The sequence below is a fragment of the Pantoea sp. ICBG 828 genome (assembly GCF_002928355.1).
GTDB classification, from domain to species: Bacteria; Pseudomonadota; Gammaproteobacteria; order Enterobacterales; family Enterobacteriaceae; genus Pantoea; species Pantoea dispersa.
Map to the genome: position 1 here is coordinate 618,955 of NZ_POWN01000001.1, position 26,901 is coordinate 645,855.

A 26,901-nucleotide genomic window follows, 5' to 3' on the forward strand; every position below is an offset into this window, starting at 1 on the left:
TGCGGCCCGGTTCGACCACTACCCTGGAGAAGACGATGGCGAGTTCCTGGTTCCCCCGCTGGCAGAAAAAGTCAGCCATGAGCGATAACGGGCTGATTGCCCCCGACGAGACTCTGCCGCTTGGGCAGACGTTCGTGCTGGGCCTGCAGCATGCGGTAGCAATGTTTGGCGCAACGGTGCTGATGCCGCTGCTGATGGGGCTGGACCCCAACCTGGCGATTCTGGTTTCCGGTATCGGCACCCTGCTGTTCTTTATCATTACCGGTGGTCGCGTGCCGAGTTATCTCGGATCGAGCGCCGCGTTTGTCGGCGTGGTGATCGCCATTACCGGCTTCAACGGTCAGGGGCTCAATCCCAACCTGGCGCTGGCGCTGGGCGGCGTTATTGCCTGCGGCGCGCTCTACACGCTGATTGGCCTGGTGGTGATGAAAGTCGGTACCGGCTGGATTGAACGGCTGATGCCACCGGTGGTAACCGGCGCGGTAGTGATGGCCATCGGCCTTAACCTGGCACCGATTGCGGTGCACAGCGTCTCCGCCTCGATGTTTGATAGCTGGATGGCGGTGATGACGGTGCTGTGCATCGGGCTGGTGGCGGTGTTCACCCGCGGCATGGTGCAGCGGCTGCTGATTCTGGTCGGACTGATTGTCGCCTGGGCGCTGTACGCTCTGCTGACCAACGTGATGGGCTTCGGCAAGCCGGTGGATTTCAGCCGCGTGGCCAGCGCCGCGTGGTTTGGTCTGCCGCACACCACCGCGCCAGTATTTGATATGCAGGCAATCGTGATGATCGCACCGGTGGCGATTATTCTGGTGGCAGAGAACCTCGGCCATATTAAAGCGGTGGCGGGCATGACCGGGCGTAATCTCGATCCGTGGATGGGACGCGCGTTCGTCGGCGACGGCCTGGCAACCATGCTGTCTGGTTCCATCGGCGGCAGCGGCGTCACCACCTATGCCGAAAACATTGGCGTGATGGCGGTGACCAAAGTCTACTCCACGCTGGCGTTTGTCGCTGCGGCGCTGATTGCGCTGGTGCTGGGCTTTTCGCCTAAGTTCGGCGCGCTCATCCACACCATTCCCGGCCCGGTGATTGGCGGCGCTTCAATTGTGGTGTTTGGCTTAATCGCCGTGGCGGGCGCGCGCATCTGGGTGCAGAACCACGTCGATTTTAGCCAGAACAGCAATCTGATTATGGTGGCCACCACGCTGGTGCTCGGCGCCGGGGATTTTGCGCTGAAGATCGGCAGCTTTACCCTCGGCGGCATCGGCACGGCCACCTTCGGTGCCATCATCCTCAACGCAATTCTGCAGCGACGCGGTGCCGCGCTGACCCAGCCGGCGGCGCGCCCGCAGCCTTAAGGCTTCTGCGGTGCCTGCTCCGGCACCGCTTTTTTGCGCCGCAGGCGCAGTTCACTGACAATCACCCCGCAGACAATCAGTGCGCCGCCCAGCAGCGCCGCGGCCGGTAACCGTTCGCCGGCAATGCGTCCGACCACACCGGCCCACACCGGCTCGCCGGCATAAATCACTGTGGCGCGCGTCGGCGAGACGCTGCGCTGCGCCCAGTTCATGGTGACCTGAATCAGCGCGCTGGCCGCGCCGAGGCCCAGCGCGCTAAACAGCAGCGGTGCCGATAGCGTGGGTAAAGATTCGCCGTTGGGCAGCATCAGCACGAAGGCGCAGGCCGAAGCCACCAGCAGCTGTACCAGCGTCACGCGGCGCACATCGACCTGCCCGGCGTAGCGGCTGATAAGAATGATCTCGGCGGCAATGGCGAGGGTGCTGAGCAGCGTGGCGATCTCACCGGCATTCAGCGTCAGGCTGCCATCCTGCGGACCCGCCACCAGCACCAGACCGGTGAACGCCAGCAAAATGCCCAGCCACGCCATCAGGCCCGGCGGCCGGCGCAGAAACAGCCACTGCAACAGCGGCACCACCGGCACGTAAAGCGCCGTCAGAAACGCCGACTGGCTGCTGGAAATGGTTTGCATACCCCAGGTTTGCAATCCGTAACCACCGGCAATCGCCACGCCAATCAGCGCACCCGCTTTGATTTCCAGCCAGGTAATGTGACGCAAATAGCGGCGAAAGAAAAAGGCCAGCAGCAGCGAGGCGGTAGCAAAACGCAGCCCGACAAAAAAGAACGGCCCCGAGTGCGCCATGGCGCGATGCACCACCAGAAAGGTGCCACCCCAGACCATCGTGATAAAAATAAGTACCAGCTCCTGGCGCGTAATACGCAGGCTGAGGCGGGAAATAGAAGCAGACATAACGCACCAGAATAGAGGACTGGCGCACATTTTTGCTGATTAGCCGGGCAAATTGCAATCATTGTAACCGCCGGGCGTACCCGGCGGCCGAGGATACCGTCACAGACGCACTATTTTTTCGCGCGGCTGCGTCCCCCCTTTTCACCTGCTTCGGCAGCACGCTGCGGATCATTTCTGAAATTCCCGCCGCTGTTTTTACCGCCTTTTCGACCCGCTTCCGCGGCCCTTTCGCGATCTTCCGCGAAGTTGCCTGATCCTCCACGATGTTGAGCCATCATTTCCTCCAGGTATTGAGCATAGGTGGTGAAGACATTTCACTGCGCTAACAGTGTCAGGTCAGGTGCGCACTATCTCGCCACACCCGCTTAAAGCATAGCCAATGGATGCGCACAATCAGGCACATATTCATACTTTGCAACAGATAAACCGCTTAACATCGTTTTTATGGCGAGATATTCAGCTGAAAAACAAACGGTTAGCGGCAGAAGTCGTAGCGCAATCTCCGTGACTGTTCAATGGCTGACCAGCATAGCGCGCAGCCTCTTCTATACTTCTTTCTGTTCCTTACACCACAGGATGAAAACACGATGGCAAAAATTCTGGTGCTTTATTACTCCATGTACGGACATATCGAAACCATGGCTAACGCGGTGGCAGACGGTGCGAAGAGCGTGAGCGGTGCCGAAGTCACCATTCTGCGCGTGCCGGAAAGTATGGATGCCGAACGATTTTCTCAGGTCGGCGGGAAGGTTAATCAGCCGGCGGCGGAAGCCAAACCGGACGACCTGCCGCAGTACGATGCCATCATCGTCGGCACCCCGACGCGCTTCGGCAACATGTCCGGTCAGATGCGTAATTTCTGGGACCGCACCGGCGGCCTGTGGGCCTCTGGCGCGCTGTACGGCAAGATTGCCAGCGTGTTTGCGTCTACCGGCACCGGCGGCGGTCAGGAGCAGACTATCACCTCGGTGTGGACCACCCTGGCACATCACGGCATGGTGATTGTGCCCATCGGCTACGGCACCAAAGAGTTGTTTGATATTTCGCAGGTGCGTGGCGGTACGCCGTATGGCGCAACCACGCTGGCGGGCGGTGACGGATCGCGCCAGCCCTCTGCGGAAGAACTGGAAATTGCCCGTTATCAGGGCCAATACGTCGCCGGTCTGGCGGTAAAACTGAAAGGATAAATTCCCAACAGGAGAGAGTTATGGCAACAGAACAGTTTAAAGCTCACCACGTGGGCGAATGGGCGACCTTACGTCACACCTCACCGGAAATCGCTGAAGCAATTTTCGAAGTGGCGAATTATGACGAACGGCTTGCCGAAGAGATCTGGCGCCAGCAAGGCAGCGATGAGGTGTTATTCCGCGCGTTTGAGAAAACCGACCAGGACGTCCTGACGTGGGACGATAAGCCGGTCGAACGTAAAAACATCTGAAGCACAGGCGGGCATGTCCCGCCTTCTCATTTTTAGCCGTCAGGGAGCCTTTATGTCAGCCTATCAAAGCATTAATCCGGCCAACAATCAGCTGCTGAAAACCTGGCCATCACACGATGACAGCTACACGCAGCAGGCGCTGCACACCGCCGATGCGCTCTACCATTCGCCGTGGAGCAAAGGCGACATTCAGCCGCGTCTGCAGGTGCTGCAGCGTCTGGCAGAATTGATTGAGCAGCGCAGCGAAGAACTGGCCATCATCGCCAGCAAAGAGATGGGTAAGCTGATTGGCCAGAGCCGCGGCGAAGTGAAAATCTGCGCCAGCATCGCGCGCTATTATGCCGAACACGCGGCAAGGCTGTTGCAGGCACAGCCCTATCCCAGCGATGTCGGTGATGCCTGGCTCGAATACCATCCGATTGGCGTGGTGGTGGCCGTCGAGCCGTGGAATTTCCCGTATTATCAGCTGATGCGCGTGCTGGCACCGAACCTGGCACTGGGCAATCCGGTGCTGGCGAAACATGCCAACATTGTGCCGCACTGTGCCGACGTGTTTGAAAAGCTGGTGCTGGAAGCCGGTGCGCCGCAGGGCGCGTGGACCAATCTGTTTATCTCTAACCAGCAGGTGGCCGATCTGATTGCCGATCCGCGCGTGCAGGGCGTGGCGCTCACCGGTTCAGAGCGCGCCGGCAGCGCGGTGGCTGAGCAGGCCGGTAAGCACCTGAAAAAATCCACGCTCGAGCTGGGTGGTAACGATGTGTTTGTGGTGCTGGACGATGCCGACATTGATGAAGCGGTGCGCCAGGGGGCGCAGGCGCGGCTCAGCAACTGCGGTCAGGTATGTACTGCGGCCAAGCGCTTTATTCTGCATGAAAAGATTGCCGAAAGCTTTATGGCTAAATTTAGCGCGGCGCTGCAATCCGCGACTCCCGGCGATCCGTTAGATGAAAAAACCACGCTGGGGCCGCTGTCGTCACAGGATGCACGTGACCGGCTGGTGAAACAGGTGGACGAGGCGGTGGCGCATGGCGCACGCGTGGAGTGTGGCGGACGCGTAATCGACGGCGTCGGCTGCTACTACCAGCCAACCATCCTGACCGGCCTGACGCCGGATAACCCGGCTTACTATCAGGAGTTTTTCGGCCCGGTGGCGCAGGTGTATGTGGTGGCGGACGACCGTGCTGCCGTGGCGCTGGCTAACGATTCGCACTACGGTTTGGGCGGTTCCGTGTGGACGCGGGACATTGCGCGCGGGCGCAACATGGCTTCGCAGATTGAGACCGGCATGGTGTTTATCAATTCGCAGAGCGATACCGCGGCTGAGCTGCCGTTCGGCGGCGTGAAGCGTTCCGGCTATGGCCGTGAACTGTCCGATCTCGGACTGAAGGAGTTTGCTAACCAGAAACTGGTCGTAGTAGCCGGTTAAGCGGCATGAAACCACCGTTGAGCTGAACGGTGGTTTTATTCGATTGACTGCGGTGCGCGTTAATGCGCTGCCGGTAACAATACAGCAGGGTCGCCGTGCATAGCGACCCTGCTGGCGTTTTAGTTGCTGGCCGCTGCCGGCTGTTGCGCGGGTTTCGCGTCCGCCTCCGGCTTCGCCGGCGCTGCCTCAGCCTGCGCTTTCTGCGCCGCTGCGGCATCGGCTTTCGCCTTCTCCTCTGCGGCCTTCTGAGCGCTGGCCTTCTCAGCTTTGGCTTTGTCGTCCGCCACTTTTTGCGCCGCGGCCTTATCCGCCTTCACTTTTTCCTCAGCGGCTTTGGCGTCAGCGGCTTTCTGCGCTGCAGCTTTATCAGCCGCGGCTTTGTCAGCCGCCGCTTTATCTGCGCTGGCCTGATCCGCTTTGGCCTGTGCGTCATCGCTGGCTGCCGGCGCGGCAGCAGGCTGTGCGGCCGGTGCCGGTGCGGCTGGCTGCAGCGGTGTACCCTGCAGCGCGTTGTTTAGCGCGCTGGTGAACTGATCCCAGCTGCAGTAGCCGTTGGCGTCAGTGTCACACCCCGCCAGCTGCAGCGTAACGCGCTTCGGTGGGTTCTTCAGGCTCAGCACATCAGCATTACGCAGCTGATCCGCAGTCTGATAGACATACTCCACTTTCAGCAGATCTTTATTGTTCTTCACATCGTGCCAGCGTTCAAACACCACCTGGCCGCCAATCGGGGTTTTCTCGTCGTTACCCGGCAGCTCGTATGGCTTAACCTGCAGCGCGCTCAGCAATGACGCGATATTCGAATCGTGTCCGACCATCAGCGTGACTTTTGGCGCGGTGGCTTTATCCTGATCGACCAATTGACTGCGGATGTAATCCACCAGCGGGGCGGCAACGTCACGCGCCACTTCCGGCGCGGTAAACAGCGCATCCTGATAGCCATTCTTGATCGCCGCCAGCTCTTTCCACTGTTCCGGCGTTTTGATTTGTCCCCAGGCAACCTGATCCGCCGGGAAACCTTCGTAATATTGCAGCGTGAAGGCGTCGACCAGCGAGTTACCCACTTTCAGCGGGCCATTGACGCCGGGCTCTTTGCCATTTTCCGCGCTAAAGGTGTTGTCGCCGCTGCTCAGGTCGCACTGTTTCTTGCCGTTACAGGCCGGGGCTGATTTGTAATCGACGATTTTTTCCAGCCGCTGGAAGGCCGGCTTCAGCGCCAGCTTCTCATTAGCTGCGGTCATCGCCGCCAGCGCTTTCTTGTTAAACGCTTCGCTGCCATCGGTGATTACCGGATTGAAGATCGGGTCCATGGTGCCCATCGCATCCTGATGGGTGACAGCGATATCGCAGCCCGGGAAAGCACCGGTGACGAAATACTGCGCCGTCGCGACGGTACGCTGCAGGCTGTTGGCATAGACAAAGATGTTGCTGCTGTCCGGACAGGTGCCGTTCTGTACCAGCCCCTGCTGGGTCAGCCACTGACGGGTGTAGTTACCCATGTAGACTTCCAGCACGCCGCCTTTGGTGGTCAGTTCACCGCCGGGCACATCCCACTGCGGCCAGCTTTTTTTCGTCGCCTGCTCCAGCACGCTGCCGTTGTTGGCCAGCGGAGCACGCAGGTTGTGACGACTCAGCATCAGGACCTGCTGCAGTTGCATGTCGCCATCCGCGGCGTAAGCGCTCATACCCATCGGCAGCGCCGCGATCACTGACAGCGCGCAAAGACTCAGTTTCTTGATCATTGTGCCTATTCCATAATTCATCAGGGAAACACTCTGGCATTCAAGCGATTAGCTCGCCAAAGAGCGAATTACCGCACAGTGTAACCCAGCTTGCCTGAGAAAATCGCCAGATGTTTGCAAAAACCGTGCATCGACTATAGCAGTAAACGCGCTGGCCGTCGGGTTACGGCAGCAGATTGAAAAGCTTCAGGATGTTTTTCAGAAGGATGGAAAGCAGAAAAGCGAAAAGCCCGCATCGCTGCGGGCTTCTCTTATATGGCGGAGGAACAGAGATTCGAACTCTGGGATGGTTTCCCATCGGCGGTTTTCAAGACCGCTGCCTTAAGCCACTCGGCCATCCCTCCTGAAATCTTTTTGTCACCTCACACTGCGAGAGTGTGAAGTGGCGGAGGAGGAGAGATTCGAACTCTCGGATGGTTTCCCATCGGCGGTTTTCAAGACCGCTGCCTTAAGCCGCTCGGCCACCCCTCCGCAATGAGGCGCACTATAAACATCCCCCCGAACGATGTAAAGCATCCAGTGATTCGTTCGCCTGAAAAACAGTCAAAAATGATTTTTTTGCCGTCTTAATCGTCATTCTGCTCAGTGAAACAGCAATTTATCGCGTAAAGATGGGTAAAACGCCTTTTCTGTCCTCTGACCGTTGCGTATTCTCAGGCCATATTTGGTGTTCTCTCTCTAACAGGAGCGCATGATGGACAGAATAATTAGCTCGTCACAGCAGCAGTCGCTACTCAGCACCCATAAAGTGCTGCGCAATACTTATTTCTTACTTGGCCTGACGCTGGCGTTTTCCGCCGTCACCGCCACGCTCAGTACCGTCTACGCCCTGCCCTCGCCGGGACTGATTCTGATGCTGGTGGGCTTTTACGGGCTGATGTTTCTGACCTATCGCCTGGCGAACAGCCCGGCGGGTATTCTGGCCGCGTTTGCCTTTACCGGCTTCCTCGGTTACTGCCTCGGTCCGATTCTCAGCTCGTTCCTCACCGCCGGTATGGGTGATGTTATCGCCATGGCGCTGGGCGGTACCGCGCTGGTGTTCTTCTGCTGTTCCGCCTATGTCCTGACCACGCGTCGCGACATGTCTTTCCTTGGCGGCATGATGATGGCCGGCTTTGTGGTGCTGCTGGTGGCCGTGGTTGCCAATATCTTCCTGCAGCTGCCCGCGCTGCACCTGGCGATCAGCGCCCTGTTTATTCTGTTCTCTGCCGGTGCCATTTTGTGGGAAACCAGCAACATCATTCAGGGCGGTGAAACCAACTACATTCGCGCCACCGTCAGCCTGTATGTCTCGCTGTACAACATCTTTGTCAGCCTGCTGAGCCTGCTGGGCTTCGCCAACCGCGACTAAGACGTAAAGCACGCACCGTTAAACCCCGCTCCGGCGGGGTTTTTGCTTTTTATCTGCCGCCGCCTTTACAATAGGCGCGCTGACGATATGAGGAAACAACGTGATTTTTGCCGGTAAAAAGATTGCCACTGACGCGGAAGGCTATCTGAAAAATAGCGCCGACTGGAGTGAAGCGCTGGCGCAGGCCATCGCCCAGCAGGAAGCGATTGAGATGAGTGAAGCGCACTGGGAAGTGGTGCACTTTGTGCGTGATTTTTATCAGCAGTTTAATACCTCGCCGGCGGTGCGCATGCTGGTCAAAGCCATGGCGCAAAAATATGGCGAAGAGAAAGGCAACAGCCGCTATCTGTTTCGCCTGTTCCCGGAAGGTCCGGCCAAACAGGCCACAAAAATCGCCGGCCTGCCAAAACCGGCGAAGTGTCTGTGATCACCCGGTAGTAAACCGCGTCGGCCGCTCCGCCAGCTGATGCGGCTCCACCAGCACCTTATCGACCCGGGCACTGGGCGGTCCGCCCGCCTTCAGCCATGCAATCAGTGACTCCACCTGCTGCGCTTCTCCCGCCGCCAGCACCTCCACACTGCCATCGGCCAGATTATGCGCATAGCCGGTGACGCCCAGCGCTTTCGCCTGCGCCTGGGTGTAATAACGAAAACCCACGCCCTGCACTCTGCCGTGAACCCAGATTTTATAACCTGTCGTCGCCATGGCGATCTCCCCTTTGTGCGTTGCATTTTGCCGCCATCCACCGGAAAATGGCGCCTCATTTTTTCAGGTAAGCATAGCAAACATGACCGTTCGATTGATTCTCGCTAAGGGACGTGAAAAATCCCTGCTCCGCCGCCATCCGTGGGTGTTCTCCGGCGCCGTTGCCCGTATGGAAGGTAAAGCCCAGTCGGGTGAAACCATTGATATCTGTGACAGCAACGGCAAATGGCTGGCCCGCGCCGCCTACTCTCCCCAGTCACAAATTCGCGCGCGCGTCTGGAGCTGGCAGCAGGATGAGTCAATCGACATCGCCTTCTTTGTGCGCACGCTGCAGAAAGCCCAGCAGTGGCGCGACTGGCTGGCACAGCGCGACGGGCTGGACAGCTATCGCCTGATTGCCGGCGAGTCCGATGGACTGCCGGGCGTCACAATTGATCGCTTCGGTAACTTCCTCGTGCTGCAACTGCTGTCGGCCGGGGCGGAGTATCAGCGCCCGGCTCTCGTCTCGGCGCTGCAGCAGTGCTATCCCGACTGCGCCATCTACGACCGCTCTGACGTGGCGGTGCGCAAGAAAGAGGGACTGGAGCTGGCGCAGGGTCCGGTAAGCGGTGAACTGCCGCCTGCGCTGCTACCGATTACTGAGCACGGTATGCAGCTGCTGGTGGATATTCAGGGCGGTCACAAGACCGGTTATTACCTCGATCAGCGCGACAGCCGTTTTGCCACCCGTCGTTACGCAGAAAATGCCCGTGTGCTTAACTGCTTCTCCTACACCGGCGGCTTTGCGGTCTCTGCTCTGCTCGGCGGCTGCCGGGAAGTGATCAGCGTGGATACCTCGCAGGACGCCCTTGACGTAGCAAAACAGAACGTGGCGCTTAACGGGCTGGATGTCTCACGCGCGCAGTTCCTGCGTGACGATGTGTTCAAACTGCTGCGTCGCTACCGCGACAGCGGCGAGAAGTTCGACATGATCGTCATGGATCCGCCGAAATTCGTTGAGAATAAAAACCAGCTGATGGGTGCCTGCCGCGGCTATAAAGACATCAACATGCTGGCGATGCAGCTGCTGAATCCGGGCGGCATTCTGCTGACCTTCTCCTGTTCCGGGCTGATGGCCACCGAGCTGTTCCAGAAAATTATCGCCGATGCCGCTGTTGATGCCGGTCGTGATGTACAATTTATAGAGCAGTTCCGTCAGGCAGCCGACCATCCGGTGATCGCCAGCTATCCTGAAGGGCTTTATCTGAAAGGCTTTGCCTGTCGCGTACTGTGACTTGAAAACGCTGTCCCTGCCCCCATATCGGTGGCAGGGCAAAGTTTTGGGAGGTCACAATGATTGCCAGTAAATTTGGAATTGGACAGCAGGTCCGGCACCGTCTCTCCGGGGTGCTCGGCGTGATTGTGGATGTCGACCCGGAGTATTCGCTGGACGATCCGCAGCTGGATGAGGTTGGCGCAACGGAATCGCTGCGTGCGGCCCCCTGGTATCACGTGGTGATGGAAGATGAGGAAGGCGAACAGGTGCATACCTATATCGCTGAGATTCAGCTGGCCGGCGAAACCTCGTTCGAACATCCGGAACAGCCATCCATGGATGAGCTGGCCGCCTCGATCCGCCAGCAGCTGCAGGCGCCCAGCCTGCGGCATTAATCGTGCGGCGACCCGGAGTCGCCGTTTTTATTTACCGCGTCACGCCCAGCCGCGGAATCTCCATCTTCGGACAGCGATCCATAATCACCGTTAGCCCGGCGTCACGCGCCAGCACCGCCGCCTGCTCATTGATCACGCCCAGCTGCAGCCACAGGGTTTTGGCTCCGATAGCAATCGCTTCCTGCGCCACGCCCCATGCCGCTTCGGAATTGCGGAACACATCCACCATGTCTATCTTGCCCGGGATCTCCGCCAGCGTGCCATACACGGGCTGGCCCAGCAGCTGCTGTCCCGCCAGCTTCGGGCTCACCGGCACCACGTCATAACCCTGATCGAGCAGGTATTTCATTACGCCATAGCTGGCACGCTCAGTGCGATCGCTGGCACCGACCAGCGCGATGCGTTGGGTTTGCGTCAGGACATCGCGAATCGTTTGATCGTTCATGTTTTTCTCCTTGTTCACTCGCCTGAGTGTAGATGCCATTGCGCGCTAAAGTGCAAGCGCAGCGCACGAAAAGTTTGCGCGGCGACACGAATAAATATGTTAAAATGTAAATTAACTGCCATAATGTAATAATTTGCTACACATCGCCCATTTTCCCCTGTTCCGGGAGTTGAAATGAAGCTGTCTCTGGCTGTTACGGGTTTGCTGTTGCTGCTCGTATCGGCAACCTGCCATGCCATCACCCTGAAGCTCGATCCGCAGATCGACCTGCTGGTGCTGGATGGGCGCAAAATCTCAGGTTCGCTGCTGAAAGGCGCGGACAGCCTTGAGCTGGAGCGCGGTCAGCATCAGTTTCTGTTTCGCGTGGATAAACCCTGCGCCGATGCCACCCACTTCCGCTCAGAACTGATGATCGTCACCTTCACCGCCGACGCCCATTCCGTAGCGATTCGCCTGCCGGCGCTGAATAATCGCCGCGAACGCAGCCTGTTTGATAAATCGTTAAACTTTCAGCTGATTGATGAGCGTGGTAATGAAATAGCCAGCATTCGCGATCGGTTGCCGGGTGAGAGCAGCGGCAATGTTGAACAGGCGATGATCAATTACAACCGTACGGCGCAGGCGGCCAGCGTGCCGCGCTTTGCGCTGCAGGCGGCCAGCGTACCGGACGCCAGTCTCAGTCTGGATATGGTATGGCAGGACGCCAGTAATATGCCCGCGCTGCAACGCTGGCTGCAGCGTGTTGATGCCGCCACGCGGCAGCGTTTTATCAGTTGGGTGAAAACCCTACGCGCAAGTTGATAGCAGCTGAACGCCAGGGGTAAACTCGTGCATTCACTACGTTTGCACGCGCCGAAACAGGAAGCCCCATGGAGCAGACCGTTCGTACCCTGAAAGTTCAGAAACACATCGCCCTCGTTGCCCACGACCACTGCAAAGCCTCGCTGCTGGACTGGGTAAGAATCAATCAAAATGCGCTGCAACCTCACGTGCTATACGCCACCGGCACCACCGGCAACCTGATCAATCGTCACACCGGACTGGATGTAAATGCCATGCTCAGCGGGCCGATGGGCGGCGATCAGCAGGTCGGCGCGCTGATTGCTGAAGGTAAAATTGATGTGCTGTTCTTCTTCTGGGATCCGCTCAATGCAGTACCGCATGATCCGGACGTCAAAGCGCTGCTGCGCCTCGCCACCGTATGGAATATCCCGGTGGCGACCAACCGCGCCACCGCTGATTTCATTATCCATTCGCCGATGTTTGCCAGCGAAGTGACCATCCAGATCCCCGATTATCAGCGCTACCTGACGGAACGCCTGAAAGCCTGATGGCTCAGGCCTTCCGGCTCTGCGCAACGCCCAGTTCGCGCAGGTGTTCGACAAACACGGAAGGCCGCTCTTTATCAAACATCAGCCATACCTGCTGACGCGCACGCGTGATGGCCACGTAGGCCAGGCGCCGCTCTTCGGCATGTGGAAAATCCTCCGGCTGCGGTAGCAGTCCTTCTTCCATGATCGACTCGCGCGCCTGCGCCGGGAAACCGTCACGCCCTTCGTGCAGCCCCAGCACGATGACAAAATCCGCCTGCTGACCTTTACTGGCGTGGATGGTCATGAAGTCGATACGCAGTTTCGGCCAGCGGGTTTTGGCTTTATCCAGCATGGCCGGACGCAGATGATGGTAACGCGCCAGCAGCAGCACGCGCTCGTCCGGCTTCGCGTAACCGCTCAGCTTGTCGAGCAGCGCTTCCAGTTGCTCCTGCGGCAGCAGCGTAATGGATTTCTTGTTCCCTTTGCTCAGGCTGTTGAGCGGCTTGCGCAGCTGATGCGGATTCTGCTGCACAAAGCGGTTGGCAATGTCACCGATGCGATCGTTGAAACGGTAGGTGGTATCCAGCACGCAGCGGTCGCCTTCGCCAAAATAGTGATGAAACGCGGTGGTCAGGCTCATCTCCGCGCCGCTAAAGCGATAGATCGCCTGCCAGTCATCGCCGACCGCAAACAAACTGGTACGCTGATTTTGCTGGCGCAGCGCGCTGAGCAGCGCCGCCCGCTGCGGGGAAATATCCTGGAATTCATCCACCAGAATGTGCTTCCACGGGCTGATAAAGCGGCCCTTCTCCAGCACAGCGATCGCCTGATGGATCAGCCCGGAGAAATCCACCGCGCCCTCGGCTTTCAGTGCGCTTTTCCATGCTTTCAGCAGCGGTGCCATCAGCCTGACGCGCTTCGTGAAATTGTCGCGCAGCGGTTCCGGCACATCGGCAATCATCGCCGCCTGCGCGCCGCCGTGCATGCGCATCAGGCCGAGCCAGCGCTCCAGCCGCACGGCAAGACGCTGCGCCAGCTTGTCATCCTGCCAGAACGGACCTTCCGGCACGTCCCACGCCAGCTCTTCCTGCAACCACTGTCGCCAGCCGCTGGCCTGCGCCTTTTTGCTGTTGCACTGCTCGCGCCAGTTTTCAATCAGCAACTGACGCCGTGCGCTGCTGTCACTTTCCAGCCGGCTGATGACCGGCTGCTTATTGCTGCCTTCACGAATGATGTGCAGCGCCAGCGCGTGGAACGTACGCGCCTGAATCGCGCTCTCACCCAGCCGCGTCTGGATCCGATCGTTCATCTCTTCCGCCGCCTGGCGACCAAAAGCCAGCAGCAGGATTTGCTCCGGCTGCGCCAGTTTGCGCTGTAACAGCCAGCCGGCGCGCGCCACCAGCACCGAGGTTTTACCGCTGCCCGCGCCAGCCAGCACCAGCAGCGCGTCTTCACCGTTGACCACCGCCTCACACTGCGATGGATTGAGCGGCGTGGTTTCAACGGTGGAGAAGAAGGCGTGATTATCGCTGATCACCCGCGCGCTCCACTCGCGGTTGCGCTGCCGAATCGCGCTCTCGCCCTGCTCAAGCCACTGCTGGCAAAAGCGCCACAGCGCACGGCAGTTATCAAACTCCTCAAGCCGTGCCAGCGGCAGCGGTAAGGCGGAAAACTGGCGCGTGATGGTCTCTTTTACCGCAGCCAGCTCGCTGCGCTTCAGCCAGCGATCCTGGCCGGTAAACGCGACGATCTCCTGCTGCAGCGCACTCAGCACCTGCGCGCTGATTTCGCTCATCTCGAGGCTCCACTGCTGCCACGCCTGCTGCAGGTAATGATAAAAACGCTGGGTTTCCTGCCACTCGGTGCCGTGCAACCGCACCACTTTCTCTTCCGGTAACAAAAACTCCAGCTCGCCCCACACCAGGCCGCGTTTGCAGGTGATACCAATTAGCTGATTAAACGGGATCAGGTACTCGTGGCGATCGCCGCTGACTTCCACACCGGCAGCCAGCAATCGCACCCGGTTATAGGGATGCTGTGCCAGCCGTTTGCCCATGGATGTTGCCTTTAGTTCCATCTCCGCACCGTCATGTGGAATTCAATTATCGCGCAGTTTACCTGTCAGACCCTTAGCGCTCCAGCCTTAAAACACGCTAAACTGGGCGACACATATTGCGGATTGCAAAAGGAAAATCGCGTTATGCGCACCGTGCTTAATATTCTGAATTTTGTTCTTGGCGGCTTTATCACCACCTTCGGCTGGCTGCTGGCCACGCTGATCAGCATCGTGCTGATCTTTACCCTGCCGCTGACCCGCTCCTGCTGGGAGATCACCAAACTGTCCCTGCTGCCGTTTGGCAACGAAGCGGTTCACGTTGACGTGCTGCGCCCGGAGAGCAAAAGCCACGTGCTGAACGCCGGTGGTACCTTCCTCAACCTGTTCTGGCTGATTTTCTTTGGCTGGTGGCTGTGCCTGATGCACATCTCGACCGGCATCCTGCAGTGTCTGAGCATCATCGGTATTCCGACCGGCATTGCCCACTTCAAAATCGCCGCTATCGCGCTGTGGCCGGTAGGTCGTCGCGTGGTGTCAGTGGAAGAAGCGCAGGCGGCGCGTGAAGCCAACGCGCGGCGCCGCTACTGAGGCTGAAGATGATGCCTGACGCTTTGCCCGGCTGGCGCCGTTATCTGTTCAACAGCAGCCTGCGCTACCTGCTGCGCATCTTCTTCGCGCTGGCCGGCTGTGCCGCCGTTCCCTGGTGGCTGCAGCAGATTGAGTGGACCATTCCGCTGACGCTCGGCGTCGTGGCGGCGGCGCTGGCCGATCTTGACGATCGCTGGACCGGCCGCGTGCGCAACCTGCTCATCACGCTGGTGTGCTTCTGCATCGCCTCGGTCTCGGTTGAGCTGCTGTTTCCGCACCCGTGGCTGTTTGCTATCGGCCTTGCGCTCTCCAGCTGGGGATTTATTCTACTGGGCGCGCTGGGGCAGCGCTACGCCACCATTGCGTTTGGTGCCCTGCTGATCGCGGTGTACACCATGCTGGGCATTGGCCTGTTTCCGCAGTGGTGGATGCAGCCGGCGCTGCTGCTGATTGGCGCGCTGTGGTACAACCTGCTGACCTTTATCGGCCACCTGATGTTTCCGGTGCGCCCGGTGCAGGAGCAGCTGGCCGCCAGCTTTTCCCAGCTGGCGCGCTATCTGGAAGTCAAGGCCAATCTGTTTGATCCCGACGGCGGTGAGCAGGATGACGCGGCGCTGATCGCCACCGCGATGGTCAATAGTCAGCTGGTGGCGCAGCTCAACCTGACGAAAACCACCATTCAGAGCCGTTTACGCGGCGACCGCGGCTCGCGCAGCACGCGGCGCAGCCTGCATTACTATTTTGTGGCGCAGGATATTCACGAGCGCGCCAGCTCGTCGCATCTGCAATATCACCTGTTGCGCGATGACTGGCGCTACAACGAGGTGCTGTTTCGCTTTCAGCGGCTGCTGAACATGCAGGCGCAGGCCTGTCGCCAGCTGGCAGAGAATATCGTGCTGCGCCAGCCGTGGCACCACGATAGTCACTTTGCGCGTAGCTTTGAACGGCTGGAGACCGCCCTCCAGCGCCTGCAACATAACGATCCGCAGGCGACGCACATTCGTCCGCTGTTCTGGTTGCTGCGCAACTTACGCGCCATTGATGCGCAGCTGGCGTCGATCGAATCAGAGCAGCGGCTGGCAGAACCGCTGACGCAGAGCGATCACCATCTGTCGCGTGAAGGCTTGAGTGGCTGGGCGGATATCCGGCTGCGCCTCAGTCGACATCTGAGTCCGACCTCGGCGTTGTTCCGCCACGCGGTGCGCATGTCGCTGGTGCTATGCGTGGGGTACGCCTTCATTCAGCTTACCGGCCTGCATCGCGGCTACTGGATCCTGCTGACCAGCCTGTTTGTCTGCCAGCCTAACTACAACGCCACACGGCGGCGGCTGGCGCTGCGCATTGGCGGAACCCTGGCCGGTATTGCGATTGGCCTGCCGGTGCTGTGGCTGGTGCCCTCTATCGAGGGCCAGTTGGTTTTGATTGTGCTGAGCGGCGTGCTGTTTTTCGCCTTCCGCCAGATTCAGTACGCGCAGGCGACGCTGTTCATCACCCTGCTGGTGTTGCTGTGCTTCAATCTGCTGGGTGAAGGCTTTGATGTCGCCCTGCCGCGCGTGGTGGATACCTTGCTCGGCTGTGGCCTGGCCTGGCTGGCGGTGGCGTTTGTCTGGCCTGACTGGCGTTTCCGTCAGCTGACGACGGTTGCCGATCGCACGCTGAATGCCAACTGTCGTTATCTTGATGCCATCCTGGAACAGTATCATCAGGGTAAAGATAACCGTCTCGCCTACCGCGTGGCGCGCCGTGACGCGCACAACGCCGATGCGGAACTGGCGTCCGTGGTGTCCAATATCAGCGGCGAACTGAAGCAACAGCCGCCGCTGCGCGAGAATGCGTTCCGTCTGATGTGCCTCAACCACTCGTTCCTCAGCTACATCTCGGCGCTGGGCGCGCACCGGGAGCAGCTGACGCAGGGCGAACTGCTGACGCTTTTAGATGACGCGGTATGCTTCGTCGAGGATGTGCTGCAGATCGAACGCGTCAGCGAAGCGCAGGCGGAAACGATGCAGCAGGCACTGATGCAGCGCCTGAGCGCGCTGAAAACCAGTGAGGAGGCGCAGGCACCGCTGGTGTTGCAGCAGCTGGGGCTGCTGGTTGCGCTGCTGCCGGAAATTGCCCGTCTGCGCCGCACCCTCGCTGCCGCTTAAGGCAACAGGCTCTCCGCCGCGGCGTGCTGGCGGAGCGTTTCCTGATACCAGGCGCTTAACTCTTCACGTACCGCCGCCGGCAAAGCGGCCTGGTGATGGCCGGAAATGGCGCCTTCCAGCGCCAGCAGCGTTTTCAGGCCGATATCTTTATTCACCGCCCGCAACTTCAGCCAGCTCTGACGCGAGCCCATTTCATACAGTAAGCGAACAGAATTGATCCCGACTTTGTGCAGCATCAGCTCCATGCGCAGGCTGAGATTGGGCAGATCTTTCAGCCTGAGCAAGACAAGTCTGTTCGCCGCCTCGGCGCGCGCCGCAGACAGCGAACTGGCCGATAAGCGCAGCAGCTGATCGGCGTCCTGCCAGAGCTGTTTATCCACTTTGTAGTAGCTGAGCGTCACCGGCATGCCGCGCTTGCGATATATCAACGGTTCCAGCGGGCGCTGTGCGGCATAGTGCTGCAGCGCCTCGCTGGCGCGCAGATAGAGCGCATCCTCATTGATGTAAGCAAACACCACCTTTTCGACCGCCAGCGCGTAACCACCAAACTGGGTGCGCGATTCAATTTTTCCCAATGCCGCTAACTGGGCTTTGGACTGCTCAACCACCGGATTATTTTTCTTCATAACGTCCCCTTTTCCTCATTCCTTGCGCGGGAAATTTCCTATAAAAAGCTCAGAGATTCATCTGGTTAGAAGATAGAAAAAACGATTTAGCTGTTCAATGAATAAAAGCGGCAACGCGCGGTTCTTGTGCGGAATTTGCGAGGCATTTTCAGAAATTGAGGTTGATCTTTATCCAGGAACTCATTACTGTATATTCATACAGTTCATTACTGAGTGATTAAAATATGCGTACTCAATACTCTGGCCCTGCTGATCGTGCTCACCGTTTCGCTGCGACGGGCTTAACGCAACCTTCTCTGGGTGGTATTACTGAACTGCGTTATAGCGAGCAGCCCTGCATCATGCCGCTGCTGTTACTGCCGGTCCTCAAGCAGCTGAGCACGCAGTCACGCTGGCAGCTGTGGCTGACGCCAGCGCACAAACTGAACCGCAGCTGGATGCAGCAGTCAGGATTACCGCTGGAAAAGAGTATGCATATTACGGAATCCGAGCGTTTAAGCACGGTTGAGAGCATGGTGAAAGCGTTGCGCACCGGCAACTACAGCGTGGTACTCGCCTGGATTCCTTATGAATTGAGCAATGAAGAGCGCCTGGAACTTGAGCAGGCAGCCGCCGAAGGCGAAGCGCTGGGATTGATTATGCGTCCTCAGGGGCGGGATCTTGCTCTGTCCAGACAGCCAAACAGCGCAAAAATTCCCTCTGATTTGTTTCATTAAGTAAAACTAAGATTTTTCTCACGCTATTTTTTCACAAAGTTGCGGCTAAGCCACTGATTCTTTTCCCGCCAGCTATGACAATGGCTTAGCCGCATTTTTCTTTTCTGGTAGCGAAAATTTTGCCATGTCATTTGTTAAAATGTGTGTATAAATCCCTGTTTTTTTATCCGCTGACGTCACATCATACTTGTAAGTTTCCAATCTCGTTGTAGACTTTACCTCGCCAGGGTGCTCAATAACCTCCGTTTTTTCGGTAGAGTCATAAGCGAGCGTTTAGACCCGGCGAAGGATTACAACCAAGAGCAACCTTTTTGCTCATTGCCTATTTGGATGATAACGAGGCGCAAAATGAAAAAGACAGCTATCGCAATTGCAGTGGCACTGGCTGGCTTCGCTACCGTAGCGCAGGCCGCTCCTAAAGATGACACCTGGTATACCGGTGCTAAACTGGGCTGGTCTCAGTATCACGATACTGGTTACTACGGTAACGGTTACGAAAACAACGACGGTCCAACTCACGAATCTCAGCTGGGCGCAGGTGCTTTCCTGGGCTACCAGGCTAACCCATACCTGGGCTTCGAGCTGGGCTACGACTGGCTGGGCCGTATGCCGAACAAAGGCAACGTGACCAATGGCGCATTCAAAGCACAGGGCGTTCAGCTGGCAGCTAAACTGAGCTACCCAATTGCTGACGATCTGGACGTGTACACCCGTCTGGGCGGCATGGTATGGCGTGCTGATTCAACTCAGACCAACCCAGACAACGGCCGCATCAGCAACCACGACACCGGCGTTTCTCCGCTGGCTGCTGTTGGTGTTGAATACGCACTGACCAAAAACTGGGCGACTCGCCTGGACTACCAGTGGGTTAACAACATCGGTGACGCAGGTACCGTTGGTGCGCGTCCAGACAACAGCATGCTGAGCGTCGGCGTTTCTTACCGTTTCGGTCAGGACGAAGCTGCTGCACCAGTTGTTGCCCCAGCGCCAGCTCCGGCTCCGGTTGTTGAAACCAAGCGTTTCACTCTGAAGTCTGACGTGCTGTTCACCTTCAACAAATCTACCCTGAAGCCAGAAGGCCAGCAGGCTCTGGATCAGCTGTACAGCCAGCTGAGCTCAATGGATCCGAAAGACGGTTCTGTTGTGGTTCTGGGCTTCACCGACCGCATCGGTTCAGACCAGTACAACCAGAAACTGTCTGAGAAACGTGCTCAGTCTGTTGTCGACTACCTGGTATCTAAAGGTATCCCGGCTAACAAGATCTCTGCACGTGGCATGGGTGAATCTAACCCAGTTACTGGCAACACCTGTGACAGCGTGAAAGGCCGCAATGCCCTGATCGACTGCCTGGCGCCAGACCGTCGCGTAGAAATCGACGTGAAAGGTATCAAAGACGTTGTAACTCAGCCACAGGCTTAAGTTATCGCGCAATAAAAAACCCCGCTTCGGCGGGGTTTTTTTTGGCTTTTTATCACACGCATTTTTTGCTATTCGTTATCCGCGCCGCCTTTACCCAGAATCGCCTGCAGATCCTGCTTCAGCGTCGACATCTGACTGGCATACTTCTCTTTGCGTTCTGCATCTTCGATCAGCTGAACAATGGTCTCTGACAGGGTGCTGTTACGACGCTGCGCCAGACCGGCCAGACGCTGCCACACCAGATACTCCAGATCGATCGATTTTTTCCGCGTGTGCTGATGCTCTGCGTTGAAATGACGTTTACGCCGCGCGCGTATGGTCTGCTTAAGACGGTTTTCCAGCTCCGGATGGATATGCTTTGCGATCCAGTCACCGACCTCAACCGGGTTATTCTCCATCGCCAGCAACGTCTCTACCGCCGCCTGCGCAGCGCTCAGCTCAATATGCCGGGTGATCAGCTCACCTTCCCGATGCTTTTTCACCAGGTATTTCCACTTCCATCCACTTTCAAGATTTTCGAGTTGCTGGTATTTCATCGGAATCTCATCGTGATCACGTAACAAACTAAGAATAACAGCTTTTTTCCCGGATGCAGCAAGGAAAAACATGTTGCGGCCATCACAGTTCAGGCCGGAAGTGCGCCGTGCTTAACCGGGTTGAATCCTGTATAATCGCGCTTTTCCTGAACCAGACTAATGCGAATATTTTGACCAGCACTCAACTTACGTGGCAAGCCCTGCAGCCGGATAGCTCACGCTACCAATCACTTTTCTCAACCGTCTCTCTGGAAGATAGCGATACGCTTGCCGCGGTTCAGCCGCGTCTGCTGAATGCGCTGGCGCATTTACATCATCAAACGCTGGGCTTTCCGCTGCTGCTGTTACGCAGCCAGGAAAACAGTGACTATCTGGCGTGGATTGCCGAAGCAGCGCAGCGCTTTCAGCCTGACGAGGACGCGCTGTACGGCGGTGATTACCATGTGATGGGCGACAACGTCAGCCTGCAACCGCCTGTCGATGCCAGCCGTCCCTTCACCAGCACCGGTGGCGTGCATTACGCCGACTGGATTGAGTCCGAGCAGCTGTTTGGCTGCGTGCGTCAGTATAAAGATCGCGTACAGCTGGAGCCCGGTCTGCTGCATCAGGCTAACGGTGGCACGCTGATTCTGTCGATCAATACCCTGCTGGCGCAGCCGCTGCTGTGGCTACGCCTGCGCAAAGTGATCGAACTGGGCCGCTTCGACTGGTACTCACCGGACGAGCACCGTCCCCTGCCGGTGACCATTCCCCCACTGCCGCTGCAGCTGCGTCTGATTTTATGTGGCGATCGCGAGGCGCTGGCCAGCTTCCAGGAGCTGGACGTTGAAGTGCACGAAATGGCGCTCTACAGCGAGTTCGAAGAGAATCTGCAGCTGGTCGATGAGGATGACATGGCCAACTGGTGCCGCTGGACGCTATGCCAGGCGGAACGGGCCGGTCTTACGCCACCCGAAGCTGATTTCTGGCCGCTGCTGATCCAGGAAGCGGTGCGTCTGACCGGCGATCAGGACACGCTGCCGCTGTGCCCGCGCTGGCTGCGCCGTCAGTTGCAGGAAGCCGCGCTGCACGGTGAGACGCTGAATGGCGAGGCGCTGAAAGAGGCGCTGGAAGCACGCCAGTGGCGCGAAAGTTTCCTCGCCGACCGGATGCGCGATGAGATCCTGTTAAATCAGATCATGATCGAAACAGAAGGCGAAGTGGTCGGTCAGATCAACGGCCTGTCGGTGATTGAATTCCCTGGTCATCCACGTCCGTGGGGCGAGCCATCACGCATCACCTGTGTTGTGCACCCGGGCGATGGCGAATTTACCGACGTGGAGCGCAAAGCGGAGCTTGGCGGCAACATCCACGCCAAAGGCATGATGATCATGCAGGCATATCTGATTTCGGAGCTGGAGCTGGAACAGCAGCTGCCCTTCTCGGCATCGCTGGTGTTTGAGCAGTCTTACTCCGAAGTCGATGGTGACAGCGCCTCGCTGGCCGAGCTGTGTGTACTGATCAGCGCGCTGGCAAACCAGCCGCTGAACCAGCAGATTGCCGTTACCGGTTCGGTGGACCAGTTTGGTAACGTGCAGCCGGTGGGTGGTCTGAATGAGAAAATCGAAGGCTTCTTCCACATCTGCCAGTCGCGTGAGCTGACCGGCAAACAGGGCGTGATTCTGCCTGCCAGCAACGTGCGCCATCTCAGCCTCAGCGACGACGTGGTAGAAGCGGTGCAGCAGGGCCAGTTCCATATCTGGGCGATTGAGCGCGTTGACGAAGCGCTGCCGCTGTTAACCGGTATTGCCTGGCAGAGCGAAAGCGGCGACTCGCTGCTGAGCACCATTCAGGAGCGCATTACTCAGCTCAATCAGCAGGAAAACCGACCGCGGCCCTGGCCATTACGCTGGCTCAACTGGTTCAACCACAGCTGATTACATTGCCCAGCGTACAACTGTTCGCTAATATTCGGGCTTCACTAAAAGAAGGCATATTGAGAACATGGTAGATAAACGCGAATCCTATAGCAAAGAAGACCTGATTGCCTCTGGTCGCGGCGAACTGTTTGGCGAGAATGGCCCACCGCTTCCGTCTGACAACATGTTGATGATGGACCGCGTGGTCAAAATGACCGAAGACGGCGGCAAATTTGATAAAGGTTATGTGGAAGCCGAACTGGATATCCGCCCTGACCTGTGGTTCTTTGATTGCCACTTTAAAGGCGATCCGGTGATGCCAGGCTGTCTGGGTCTGGATGCTATGTGGCAGCTGGTTGGCTTCTATCTCGGCTGGCTGGGTGCGGAAGGTAAAGGCCGTGCGCTGGGTGTGGGTGAAGTGAAATTCACCGGCCAGGTTCTGCCGACGGCGAAGCTGGTTACTTACAAAATTCACTTCAAACGCGTCATCAACCGCAAGCTGGTGATGGGCGTGGCCGATGGCGAAGTGTTCGTCGACGGTAACCTGATTTACACCGCGACTGACCTGAAAGTGGGCCTGTTTAAAGACACTTCAGCGTTCTGACCCGCCAACAAAAACCTCCGCACGCAGCGGAGGTTTTTTTTCCTGTTTACAGACATCCGACGGTGCCTAAGCCACCGCCGACCTGTCCTCCATGGCTTGTCGCCAACCTCCCAACCAGTGAGACCGGGCATCGATCATTTGATAAGGGCATATCTCTTTTGAGCGGCCGGTAATGCCTGCCTGATAGCCTCGTGAATGTGCTCGTTCCAGGCGGTCTCTCTTCTGTCTCTTCATACCTCGTTTCCCTCATTTCAGGTCTGGTGGAATCTGGTGGAAAGAAAGAGTGGTGAATTAATGTTCAACCACAGTAATGTTCTAACCTGTGGTGGGTGAAAGGTCAATGCGCAAAATTCACGCCAATGTCATCAATTTGCCGTGAAATCGACACAAATCCCTCAGTGCCGCTGCCATATCTGGCTGATTCCGCAATAAAAAAGTCCCTGATTTGCGCGCCGTCACATAACGGCAAATCAGGGACTTAGCATAAGCATCGAACAAATCCTAATTTAGCGTCACCACGCTGTTAGCAATTTGCTGTGCCGTTTGCTGCCAGCCGAGCGCCAGCGTGCGCACCAGCGCATCGTAGCCATCTTCGGTCTGCGGCAGCGTCAGATTAAAGCCATGTTTGATAAGCCGGCCTTGATGTTGCAACAGCCATTCACCGCTTACTACCACCTTGCCGTCATAGCGGCCGTGGAAGCCGGTGACGTGCACGCTGAGCGTATCGTGCGTGTCACCCAGCGGCTGACTGGCCACCAGCCGGCCGGGCAACGCCTGGCCGAGGTTACTCACCAGTGTCTGCTGCAGCTGCTGGTCGAGCGGACTGGCCCACAGATTATTGGCGGCAATCACGTACTTCACGTCGCTGGTTTGATAAACCAGCCCGTTGCCGGCGAGATAATCCGGCACGCTCACCTGTTCAACCCAAATCATCGGCTGGCTGGCGGAGGCGTCACTGCTGACGCGCGCCATATTGCTGCCCGCAGGCAGCTGGTAATAAGTAGTGTCAATGGTGCTGCTGCAGCCCGCCAGCAGCAGCACAGCACCGATAATCAGCCCTTTTTTCACTGTTTCGCCCTCTTTGGCTGCGGATCCTGACCCGGTTTGGCTTCAAATACCAGCGCGTTGCTCTTACTGTTGAGCGTTTTCAGCACCGGCTGCAATTCGCGCAGCACCTGGTCAAGGCGCTGCATATCGCCCACCAGTTTGTTATACGCTGGCGATCCCGGCTGCAGCCCCTTCATGCTTCGATTAAGCTCGCGCAGGGTTTGCTGCATATCGGCCGGCAGCGTTTTCATCGCCGGGTTGGCGGTGATCTGATTGAGGTTATCCAGCGTTTTCTGCAGCTGCTGCAGGGTGCGCTGGCTCTCTTTCAGCGTGCCGGTGGCCTGGTTGATCATCGGGTTAAGCGGCAGCGCGTTGATCTTATCCAGCGCCGCCATCAGTTTCTGCTGAATCTGGCTCAGACCGCCGCTTACGGTCGGAATCACTTCCAGCCCCGCCACTTCGTTCGGTCCTTTGTAAGCCGGTGCATTGTCATAGAAGTCGAGATCGACAAACAGCGCACCGGACAGCAGGTTGCCGGTTTTCAGCGTGGCGCGCAGGCCGCGTTTCTTACCATCCTGCAGATGCTGTTCAAGATTGAAGTCGCCACCCAGACGGCTGATAAAGCGGTCCGGCTCGATGCGGATCAGCACCGGCACGCGGTAATCAGTGTTCAGCGCCTGATTCACGCCCGGGATCATGTAAGGCACCTGAGCCACGGTACCAAGACGAATGCCGCGGAACTCTACCGGAGCGCCGACCTGCAGACCACGAATCGAGTCGCTGAAGAACATCAGGAAATCAGTGTGTTTGGTGTACAGCGAATCCTGAATACTGCGCTGGTCATCATACAGATGGTAATCGTCCTGGTTTTTTGCCAGCTCGCCGAGTTCCCAGCCGTCCGGCACGTCAAAGCTCACACCACCGCTAAACAGAGTCGTCAGCGAGCCCATTTCGACGCGCATGCCGGAAGCGGACATATCCACCGCAATGCCGCTGTCTTTCCAGAAGCGCACGTTGGTGGTAATCAGCCGATCGTAAGGCGCGGCGATGAACAGCTGATAGGTCATCATGCGCTTGTCGGTATCAAAGGTGCTGGTTTCCACCGTACCGACGCGATAGCCGCGGAACAGCACCGGATCGCCCGGATTAAGCTGGCCGGCTTTTTTGCTATCGAGGATGACGCGAATACCTTTGGCATCCGGCGGTGCCAGCGGCGGTGCGTCGAGCAGCTGGTAGTGCTCTGGCTTATCCCCTTTGGCGCCCGGCTGCAGTTCAATGTAGGCGCCGGAGAGCAGCGTACCGAGGCCCGTCACCCCTTCCCGGCCAATCTGCGGCTTCACCACCCAAAACACGCTGTCTTTATGCAGCAGTTTTTCCATGCCGGCATTCAGGCGCGCGGTGATCTCCACATGGTGCAGATCGTCCGTCAGCACCGCGCTTTCGACGGTGCCTACGTCGACGCTGCGGCTTTTAATGGTAGTTTTACCGGCAACAATGCCTTCGGCGTTTTCGGTGATCAGTGTGACCTGCGGTCCCTGATGGCTGAAGTGATAAAACAGAATCCATCCGCCGATTAACAGCGTGACGATAGGTACGATCCACACCGGCGACCAGCGTTTAATCTGGTCGACGTTAGCAATGCCGTGTTGGTTGTCCGTCAAGACGCGGCTCCTTACGTTCAGTTTCCTGTAGGCGATCCCAAATCAGGCGCGGATCAAACGTCATGGCGGCGAACATAGTCAGGATCACCACCAGCGCAAACAATAGCGCGCCTGGCGCAGGGTAAACACTCATCAGCTGGCCCATGCGCACCAGCGCAGACAGCACAGCGATCACAAACACATCAATCATTGACCAGCGGCCAACAAACTCCACCACCTCATAAATCAGGTGCATCTTCTCACTGTCGCGCCGGCCGCGGCCGCTGGCGTGCCAGCACAGCCAGCCAATCGCCACCATCTTCAGCGAAGGCACCATAATACTGGCGATAAAAATCACCAGCGCGACCGGCCAGGAGCCATCGCTCCACAGCAAAATGACGCCGGCCATAATGTTGGACGGATACTGCGAGCCGAGCGTTTCGGTCACCATGATCGGCATAATATTCGACGGGATATACAGCATCACCGAGGTGATCAGCAGCGCCAGCGTCCACTGCAGGCTGTGCTGCCTGCGCGGCGCGGCGCTCACGCCGCAGCGCGGACAGGTTTTCTCAGCAGCCGGGAGAATCGCGGTGCAGCACGGACAGCTGCGCAACCCCTGCTTCAGTCCGCTGATGCCCGCCTGCGGCGTTTGCGCCAGCGGCGGCAGCGGATCGATGCGCTGCCAGACCCAGCGGCGATCGACGCACTGAAACGCGCGCAGCTGCAGCAGACAAAACAGGCACCACGGCCAGAAACTGCTGCCAAGGCCAATTTCACCGTAGGCCATCAGTTTGACGAAGCTGACCAGCACACCGGCCATGAAAATTTCTGCCATACCCCAGCTGCGCAATTGAAACAGAATGCGTGCCAGCCCGAGTCGCAGGCTGTGCGGCAGGCGCACCGGATTCACCAGCAGCAGAATGGCGATCATGCAGAAAGCCGGAATACCCTGCACAAACAGCAGGAACAGCGTGGCGAGGCTGCGATAATCCTCGCGATCCATCACCTGCGGGATAGCCATCAGCGAGATCTGGCTGCTGAGACCGGCCACATGCATGCTGATAAACGGAAACAGATTGGCCAGCAGCAGCATAAACAGCGCCGCCAGCGCATAGCCGGTAGGACGTTTACGCGGTTCGTGCCAGTTAGCCACCAGCGTGGTGTGACAGCGCGGACAGCGCGCACGGCTGCCCACCGGTACGGCGGGCAGTTTTACGGTTAAATCACACTGCGGACAGAGCATCCAGTGCTGCGTCTGATGCGTGGCACACATGCTGA

At 58.0% G+C, this 26,901-nt stretch carries 28 protein-coding genes and 2 tRNA genes; 16 read left to right on the forward strand and 14 right to left on the reverse strand.

Going from position 1 to position 26,901, the window contains the following annotated elements; genetic code table 11:
* The first annotated feature begins 35 nt into the window (after positions 1 to 35).
* Complete coding sequence (rutG, locus tag C1Y43_RS02995) at positions 36 to 1,361, forward strand: pyrimidine utilization transport protein G (protein ID WP_058769582.1); 1,326 nt, start codon at positions 36 to 38, stop codon at positions 1,359 to 1,361.
* Here rutG and C1Y43_RS03000 read toward each other — a convergent pair.
* Together C1Y43_RS03000 and C1Y43_RS03005 are read right to left on the reverse strand one after the other, a co-directional pair.
* A complete protein-coding gene (locus C1Y43_RS03000; protein ID WP_104092788.1) occupies positions 1,358 to 2,272 on the reverse strand; it encodes a DMT family transporter in 915 nt (304 codons plus the stop codon). The genes rutG and C1Y43_RS03000 overlap by 4 nt on opposite strands.
* Positions 2,273 to 2,382: 110 nt before the next feature.
* Positions 2,383 to 2,547: a general stress protein gene (locus C1Y43_RS03005; RefSeq protein WP_010616548.1), complete on the reverse strand. Its 165-nt coding sequence runs from the start codon at positions 2,545 to 2,547 to the stop codon at positions 2,383 to 2,385.
* A 312-nt stretch (positions 2,548 to 2,859) separates the two neighbouring features.
* Between C1Y43_RS03005 and wrbA the strand changes: the two genes are divergently transcribed.
* Genes wrbA through C1Y43_RS03020 form a run of 3 tightly spaced genes read left to right on the forward strand, consistent with a single transcriptional unit; the run spans position 2,860 to position 5,136 of the window.
* Positions 2,860 to 3,459 carry an NAD(P)H:quinone oxidoreductase gene (gene wrbA, locus C1Y43_RS03010; RefSeq protein ID WP_104186942.1) on the forward strand — a complete coding sequence of 200 codons (600 nt, stop codon included), beginning with the start codon at positions 2,860 to 2,862 and terminating at the stop codon, positions 3,457 to 3,459.
* A gap of 20 nt (positions 3,460 to 3,479) precedes the next feature.
* Entirely contained in the window at positions 3,480 to 3,710 is a 231-nt protein-coding gene (locus C1Y43_RS03015; protein ID WP_021508292.1) for a YccJ family protein, read from the forward strand.
* Between the two features lie 52 nt (positions 3,711 to 3,762).
* Positions 3,763 to 5,136 carry an NAD-dependent succinate-semialdehyde dehydrogenase gene (locus C1Y43_RS03020; protein ID WP_104186944.1) on the forward strand — a complete coding sequence of 458 codons (1,374 nt, stop codon included), beginning with the start codon at positions 3,763 to 3,765 and terminating at the stop codon, positions 5,134 to 5,136.
* 119 nt (positions 5,137 to 5,255) lie between these two features.
* Here the strand turns inward: C1Y43_RS03020 and agp are convergent, their stop codons facing one another.
* From agp to C1Y43_RS03035, 3 genes are all read right to left on the reverse strand, one after another.
* Positions 5,256 to 6,878 carry a bifunctional glucose-1-phosphatase/inositol phosphatase gene (agp, locus tag C1Y43_RS03025; protein ID WP_199189134.1) on the reverse strand — a complete coding sequence of 541 codons (1,623 nt, stop codon included), beginning with the start codon at positions 6,876 to 6,878 and terminating at the stop codon, positions 5,256 to 5,258.
* Positions 6,879 to 7,134: 256 nt separating this feature from the next.
* Positions 7,135 to 7,222, reverse strand: a tRNA-Ser gene (locus tag C1Y43_RS03030).
* Between the two features lie 39 nt (positions 7,223 to 7,261).
* Positions 7,262 to 7,349: transfer RNA gene (locus tag C1Y43_RS03035), tRNA-Ser, on the reverse strand.
* A gap of 223 nt (positions 7,350 to 7,572) precedes the next feature.
* On the opposite strand from C1Y43_RS03035, the gene yccA reads away from it, so the two are divergent.
* Complete coding sequence (gene yccA, locus C1Y43_RS03040; RefSeq protein WP_021508295.1) at positions 7,573 to 8,229, forward strand: FtsH protease modulator YccA; 657 nt, start codon at positions 7,573 to 7,575, stop codon at positions 8,227 to 8,229.
* 100 nt (positions 8,230 to 8,329) lie between these two features.
* Positions 8,330 to 8,656, forward strand: a complete 327-nt coding sequence (gene tusE, locus C1Y43_RS03045; RefSeq protein WP_104186948.1) for a sulfurtransferase TusE — start codon at positions 8,330 to 8,332, stop codon at positions 8,654 to 8,656.
* Here tusE and yccX read toward each other — a convergent pair whose 3' ends face one another.
* Complete coding sequence (gene yccX, locus C1Y43_RS03050) at positions 8,657 to 8,935, reverse strand: acylphosphatase (protein ID WP_104186950.1); 279 nt, start codon at positions 8,933 to 8,935, stop codon at positions 8,657 to 8,659.
* A gap of 82 nt (positions 8,936 to 9,017) precedes the next feature.
* Between yccX and rlmI the strand changes: the two genes are divergently transcribed.
* Positions 9,018 to 10,208: a 23S rRNA (cytosine(1962)-C(5))-methyltransferase RlmI gene (gene rlmI, locus C1Y43_RS03055; protein ID WP_031279846.1), complete on the forward strand. Its 1,191-nt coding sequence runs from the start codon at positions 9,018 to 9,020 to the stop codon at positions 10,206 to 10,208.
* 59 nt (positions 10,209 to 10,267) lie between these two features.
* On the forward strand, positions 10,268 to 10,585 hold the full coding sequence (hspQ, locus tag C1Y43_RS03060; RefSeq protein WP_021508298.1) for a heat shock protein HspQ: 318 nt from the start codon (positions 10,268 to 10,270) through the stop codon (positions 10,583 to 10,585).
* A gap of 31 nt (positions 10,586 to 10,616) precedes the next feature.
* Here hspQ and C1Y43_RS03065 read toward each other — a convergent pair whose 3' ends face one another.
* On the reverse strand, positions 10,617 to 11,030 hold the full coding sequence (locus C1Y43_RS03065; protein WP_104186952.1) for a CoA-binding protein: 414 nt from the start codon (positions 11,028 to 11,030) through the stop codon (positions 10,617 to 10,619).
* Between the two features lie 174 nt (positions 11,031 to 11,204).
* On the opposite strand from C1Y43_RS03065, the gene C1Y43_RS03070 reads away from it, so the two are divergent.
* Positions 11,205 to 11,831 (forward strand): DUF2057 family protein, encoded by a 627-nt coding sequence (locus tag C1Y43_RS03070; protein ID WP_104092785.1) that lies wholly within the window; start codon positions 11,205 to 11,207, stop codon positions 11,829 to 11,831.
* Between the two features lie 68 nt (positions 11,832 to 11,899).
* Positions 11,900 to 12,361, forward strand: a complete 462-nt coding sequence (locus tag C1Y43_RS03075; RefSeq protein WP_104186954.1) for a methylglyoxal synthase — start codon at positions 11,900 to 11,902, stop codon at positions 12,359 to 12,361.
* Between the two features lie 4 nt (positions 12,362 to 12,365).
* Here the strand turns inward: C1Y43_RS03075 and helD are convergent, their stop codons facing one another.
* Positions 12,366 to 14,420, reverse strand: coding sequence for a DNA helicase IV (gene helD, locus C1Y43_RS03080; protein ID WP_104186956.1), 2,055 nt, complete (start codon positions 14,418 to 14,420; stop codon positions 12,366 to 12,368).
* 123 nt (positions 14,421 to 14,543) lie between these two features.
* On the opposite strand from helD, the gene C1Y43_RS03085 reads away from it, so the two are divergent.
* Both C1Y43_RS03085 and yccS read left to right on the forward strand, forming a co-directional pair.
* Positions 14,544 to 14,987, forward strand: a complete 444-nt coding sequence (locus C1Y43_RS03085; protein ID WP_104186958.1) for a YccF domain-containing protein — start codon at positions 14,544 to 14,546, stop codon at positions 14,985 to 14,987.
* A gap of 8 nt (positions 14,988 to 14,995) precedes the next feature.
* Positions 14,996 to 17,134 (forward strand): YccS family putative transporter, encoded by a 2,139-nt coding sequence (gene yccS, locus C1Y43_RS03090; RefSeq protein ID WP_104186959.1) that lies wholly within the window; start codon positions 14,996 to 14,998, stop codon positions 17,132 to 17,134.
* Here yccS and C1Y43_RS03095 read toward each other — a convergent pair.
* Positions 17,131 to 17,760, reverse strand: a complete 630-nt coding sequence (locus tag C1Y43_RS03095) for a TfoX/Sxy family DNA transformation protein (protein WP_058775389.1) — start codon at positions 17,758 to 17,760, stop codon at positions 17,131 to 17,133. The two genes, yccS and C1Y43_RS03095, sit on opposite strands and share 4 nt — an antisense overlap.
* A 224-nt stretch (positions 17,761 to 17,984) precedes the next feature.
* Between C1Y43_RS03095 and sulA the strand changes: the two genes are divergently transcribed.
* Both sulA and ompA read left to right on the forward strand, forming a co-directional pair.
* Entirely contained in the window at positions 17,985 to 18,476 is a 492-nt protein-coding gene (gene sulA / locus C1Y43_RS03100; RefSeq protein ID WP_104186961.1) for an SOS-induced cell division inhibitor SulA, read from the forward strand.
* A 348-nt stretch (positions 18,477 to 18,824) separates the two neighbouring features.
* A complete protein-coding gene (gene ompA, locus C1Y43_RS03105; protein ID WP_058759727.1) occupies positions 18,825 to 19,895 on the forward strand; it encodes a porin OmpA in 1,071 nt (356 codons plus the stop codon).
* A gap of 68 nt (positions 19,896 to 19,963) precedes the next feature.
* Here ompA and matP read toward each other — a convergent pair whose 3' ends face one another.
* Positions 19,964 to 20,431: a macrodomain Ter protein MatP gene (gene matP, locus C1Y43_RS03110; RefSeq protein WP_021508308.1), complete on the reverse strand. Its 468-nt coding sequence runs from the start codon at positions 20,429 to 20,431 to the stop codon at positions 19,964 to 19,966.
* Positions 20,432 to 20,484: 53 nt separating this feature from the next.
* On the opposite strand from matP, the gene C1Y43_RS03115 reads away from it, so the two are divergent.
* Entirely contained in the window at positions 20,485 to 22,347 is a 1,863-nt protein-coding gene (locus C1Y43_RS03115) for a Lon protease family protein (RefSeq protein ID WP_104186963.1), read from the forward strand.
* Between the two features lie 67 nt (positions 22,348 to 22,414).
* Positions 22,415 to 22,933, forward strand: coding sequence for a bifunctional 3-hydroxydecanoyl-ACP dehydratase/trans-2-decenoyl-ACP isomerase (gene fabA, locus C1Y43_RS03120; protein WP_010616565.1), 519 nt, complete (start codon positions 22,415 to 22,417; stop codon positions 22,931 to 22,933).
* Positions 22,934 to 22,999: 66 nt separating this feature from the next.
* Here fabA and rmf read toward each other — a convergent pair whose 3' ends face one another.
* The 4 genes from rmf to pqiA all read right to left on the reverse strand — a co-directional run bounded on the left by rmf (position 23,000) and on the right by pqiA (position 26,896).
* A complete protein-coding gene (gene rmf / locus C1Y43_RS03125) occupies positions 23,000 to 23,167 on the reverse strand; it encodes a ribosome modulation factor (RefSeq protein WP_013508548.1) in 168 nt (55 codons plus the stop codon).
* A 267-nt stretch (positions 23,168 to 23,434) separates the two neighbouring features.
* Positions 23,435 to 24,001, reverse strand: coding sequence for a membrane integrity-associated transporter subunit PqiC (pqiC, locus tag C1Y43_RS03130; protein WP_021508310.1), 567 nt, complete (start codon positions 23,999 to 24,001; stop codon positions 23,435 to 23,437).
* Positions 23,998 to 25,641: an intermembrane transport protein PqiB gene (gene pqiB / locus C1Y43_RS03135; protein WP_021508311.1), complete on the reverse strand. Its 1,644-nt coding sequence runs from the start codon at positions 25,639 to 25,641 to the stop codon at positions 23,998 to 24,000. The genes pqiC and pqiB overlap by 4 nt, the downstream gene beginning before the upstream one ends.
* Positions 25,613 to 26,896 (reverse strand): membrane integrity-associated transporter subunit PqiA, encoded by a 1,284-nt coding sequence (gene pqiA / locus C1Y43_RS03140; protein WP_021508312.1) that lies wholly within the window; start codon positions 26,894 to 26,896, stop codon positions 25,613 to 25,615. The genes pqiB and pqiA overlap by 29 nt, the downstream gene beginning before the upstream one ends.
* Positions 26,897 to 26,901: the final 5 nt, after the last annotated feature.